The organism is Ramlibacter sp. (assembly GCF_028292805.1).
Taxonomy (GTDB): domain Bacteria; phylum Pseudomonadota; class Gammaproteobacteria; order Burkholderiales; family Burkholderiaceae_C; genus Ramlibacter.
In genome coordinates, this window is record NZ_JAQGLS010000046.1 from 1 (window position 1) to 3465 (window position 3465).

3 protein-coding genes are annotated in these 3465 nt (G+C 66.6%); all 3 read right to left on the reverse strand.

Annotated features, from left to right (window positions below; translation table 11 throughout):
- Positions 1–1032, reverse strand: a 1032-nt coding sequence (locus tag JWP65_RS02320; protein WP_299759964.1) for an acyl-CoA dehydrogenase family protein, incomplete at its 3' end; no start/stop codon positions are given.
- Between the two features lie 13 nt (positions 1033–1045).
- The gene (locus JWP65_RS02325) at positions 1046–2272 is read right to left on the reverse strand and encodes an acyl-CoA dehydrogenase family protein (protein ID WP_299759966.1); all 1227 of its coding nucleotides are present in this window, start codon (positions 2270–2272) and stop codon (positions 1046–1048) included.
- A gap of 19 nt (positions 2273–2291) precedes the next feature.
- The coding region (locus JWP65_RS02330) for an acetolactate synthase large subunit (protein WP_299759968.1) at positions 2292–3465 on the reverse strand (1174 nt) is incomplete at its 5' end.

Sequence of the window (3465 nt, forward strand, 5' to 3'; positions counted from 1 at the left end):
GTACCAGAGCTGCAGGTCGCACTCCATCATGAAGCCGATGCCGCCGTGGATCTGCTGCGCTGACCGGCCGACGAAGATGCACTTGTCGCCCGCGAAAGCCTTTGCCTGGGACACCTCGATCGAGGCAGGCAGGTCCTGCGACAGGCGCCAGATGGCTTCGCGCACCAGCAACTGCGCGCCGTCCACTGCGATCAACATGTCGGCGGCCAAGTGCTGCAGTGACTGGAATGATCCGATCGGGTGACCGAAGGCTTCACGCTGCTTCGCATATTCGACGGCGAACTCCATGGCGCGGCGTGCGGCGCCGACCAGCTGCGCGGTCATGAGTGCTGTGCTGAGGTCGCAAAGCCAGGGCCCCATAGCACCGGCGCGGGCGCCGGGGTCGATCACGTCGGCGGGAGCGACGCGCACATTGTTGAACCGCACATGGCACTCGCCGTCCTTGGCAGTCGTCACGAGGTCGGTTCGGGTGATCCCGGGCAGCCGCGCGTCGATGAGCGCGGCGCCCACTTCGCCCGATTCGAAGCGATACAGCACCAGGCACTTTCGGGCGATAGCGAAGTTGTCGACGAAGGAGCGCTGCCCCTCGAGCACGACGTCCGCCCCGTCCCGTCGCGCACTCAGGCCGCGGCCATCCGCAGCCCAGCTTCCGTCTGGCCCCTGGATCGCGTGGCATAGGATCAGCTCCCCTGCAGTGACCTGCGCCAGCAGTTCGCGCTGCCGCGCGCTGCCATAGCGCGCCAGCACCAGCGCCGGCACCATGGTGCTGTGCATCGGTACCGGTGCGAGATGCCTCCCCACCTCTTCCATAATCAGGCCGAGATAGGTCAGCGGCAGCCCTTGGCCGCCGCACTCCTCGGGCAAGCTGATGCCGAGCCAGCCGAGTTCGGCCAGCTTCTTCCACAGTTGCGGGCTATAGCGTTCAGGGTCCTTTTCCACCATGCGCACCAAGGCGGGCGTGGCTTCGGCCGCGAAGAACTCGCGGGCGGTTTCCTGAATCAGGATCTCCTGTTCGTCGGGCAATACATCCACGATCGGTACCCTTTTACTTGCGGGACTTGGGCATGCCCAGGCCCCTGCGCGCGATCTGGTCGCGCATGACCTGGACGCTACCGTGATTGACGGTGGACTGAAACGCGGACAGCAAGTTGTGGGCATACAAGCCCTCCTGCACGTTGTCGGGCGAGCCATTGAGCAACTGCGAATGCGGGCCCAGGATCTGGCCGATGGCCTCGGTCGCGCGAACGCCGTGTTCGGGCGCCCAGACCTTTTCGGCCGCGCCCTCATATGAAAACGCCGCGCCGCGCTGTTCCAGCGTCATGCTGCGCATGGTCATCAGCCGGCAGACCTGACCTTCGATCCAGAGTTCCGCCACCTTGTCGCGCACCGCGGCGTCGCTCTTGAGCGGCTGGGCGCGGTCGTCGTCGGACTTCAGCCAGTTGACGATGTCCTCGTCGCGCTTGACCGAAATCAGGTAGCGCCAGGCACCCACGCGGTCCAGGTTCAGACCGCGCTGCGACACGGCCCAGCCATCGCCCTCGTCGCCCAACAGGCACGCCACCGGCACGGTGACGTCGACGAAGAACACCTCGTTGGTGCGCTCCTCGCCGTAAGTCGTGCCAGGCGGGCCGCCCGGTTCGTTCTGGATGGTGAGCAGCGGACGCACGGTGATGCCCGGGGTGTCCATCGGCACCAGCAGGATGGACAAGCCCGCGTGGCGCCTGGACTCGGGATCGGTGCGAACCAGGAGAAAGATGTGGGTTGAGACCTGCGCGTTGGTGGTGTAGATCTTCTGGCCGTTGATGACGTACACCTCGCCTTCGGGCGTGCTCTTGCGCGTGGCGCGGCAGCGGACCCCCGCCAGGTCGGTGCCGCAATGCGGCTCGCTGTAGCCCTGCGAAAAGATAATCTCGCGGCGAATTGCCTTGGGCACATAGTGCTGCTTCTGCTGCTCGGTGCCCGAGGCCAGCACCGCCGGCGTGCCGGTTCCGCCGCCGCCGATCACGATTTGGGCGGCGCGGTAGAACTCCTCTTCCACCAGGAACTGCGTGATGCGGCTGCCGCCCTGGCCGCCATACTCCTTGGGCCAGGCGATCGCGTTCCAGCCGTGCTCGGCGATCTTCTGGAAGATGGGTGCCGCGCCGGGCCCGAAGCCGCGGCCGCGCTTGCCACCCGCGAAGTCGGCCAGGACTTCGGGCGTGAAGTTGTCCCGGATGAAGACCTGCACTTGCGAGCGCAGCTGTTCTTCGGAGTCGGTGAATGCGAAATCCATGGTCGTGCCTACTTGGCGATCAACCCCGGTTCATTCGCACTTCAATCACGAACGGCCCCTTGCGTTTTAACGCGTGGCGCATGAGGCCCGCGAGCTGCTCACAGCTGTCGGCGGTGGCCGCTTCCACGCCCATCCCTTCGGCAAGCTTGACCCAGCTGATGTCCGGCCGAGCGATGGACAGCATGCGTTCGGCCTGCTCGCCCCACTCCTTGGCACCCACGCCGACCAGTTCCTTCTTGAGGATCTGGTAGCCGCGGTTGGCAAAGACGATGGTGAGCACATCCAGCTTTTCGCGCGCCTGCGTCCACAGCCCCTGGATGGTGTACATGGAGCTGCCGTCGCCTTCCATGTTGATCACCTTGCGGTTCGGGCAGGCCAGCGCGGCACCCACGGCCATCGGAATGCCACTGCCGATCGCGCCGCCGGTCAGCTGCAGGTAGTCATGCGGACGGGCGCCCATGGACGCCGGAAAGAAGCTGCGACCAGCGCTGATGGATTCGTCGATCACGATGGCGTGGTCCGGAATCAGCGCCGCGATCGTGCGCAGGACCGCGTCGGGCGTGGGCTCGCCCGAGCCGATGATTAGTTGGCGCGGGGTATCGACGATCGGCGTTTCGCCCAGGGCTCCCACTCGGGTGGCCAGTTCCTTCAGCGTCGCATGAAGGTCGTCGCCGGGCGAAGTGAGCTCGACCAGCTGCGCGCCGGGCTGCATGAGGAAGTCGGGCTTGCCCGGATAACCGAACATGGGCGCGGGTACCTTGGCGCCGAGCAGGATCACGTGCCGCGAGTCCTTGAACGCGGCCACGCCCTCGTCTACCGGCGCGGGCGTGCGCGTGATCGGCACCCGACCCGCGCCCCGTTCGATCCGGCCATTGGAATACTGCGCCAGCATGGCGCAGCCCGTTCGCTGGACGATCTGGGAGGCCAGCGCAAGCGGCGCCGCGCGCAGCGCGCGCCCGGCCAGCACCAGCGTGACCTTCTCGCCTGAATTCAGCGCCTTGATCGCGGCATCGAATTTCGCGTCGGCCGGCAGCGTCGGCTCCGGCGGCTCGAAGTCGAGCGGTCCGTGCGGTCTGGCCTGCGTCCATGCGGTGTCGGCGGGCAGGATCAGGGTGGCAATCTGGCCGGGCAGCGTGCGCGACGCCTGGATCGCCTCAGCCGCATCGGTGGCGATGGTGTCGGCGGATGTCGAA

Bases quoted from the DNA above. Each gene is read 5' to 3' on its own strand.
- JWP65_RS02325 (WP_299759966.1), bottom strand. From the start codon at position 2,272: ATGGATTTCGCATTCACCGACTCCGAAGAACAGCTGCGCTCGCAAGTG.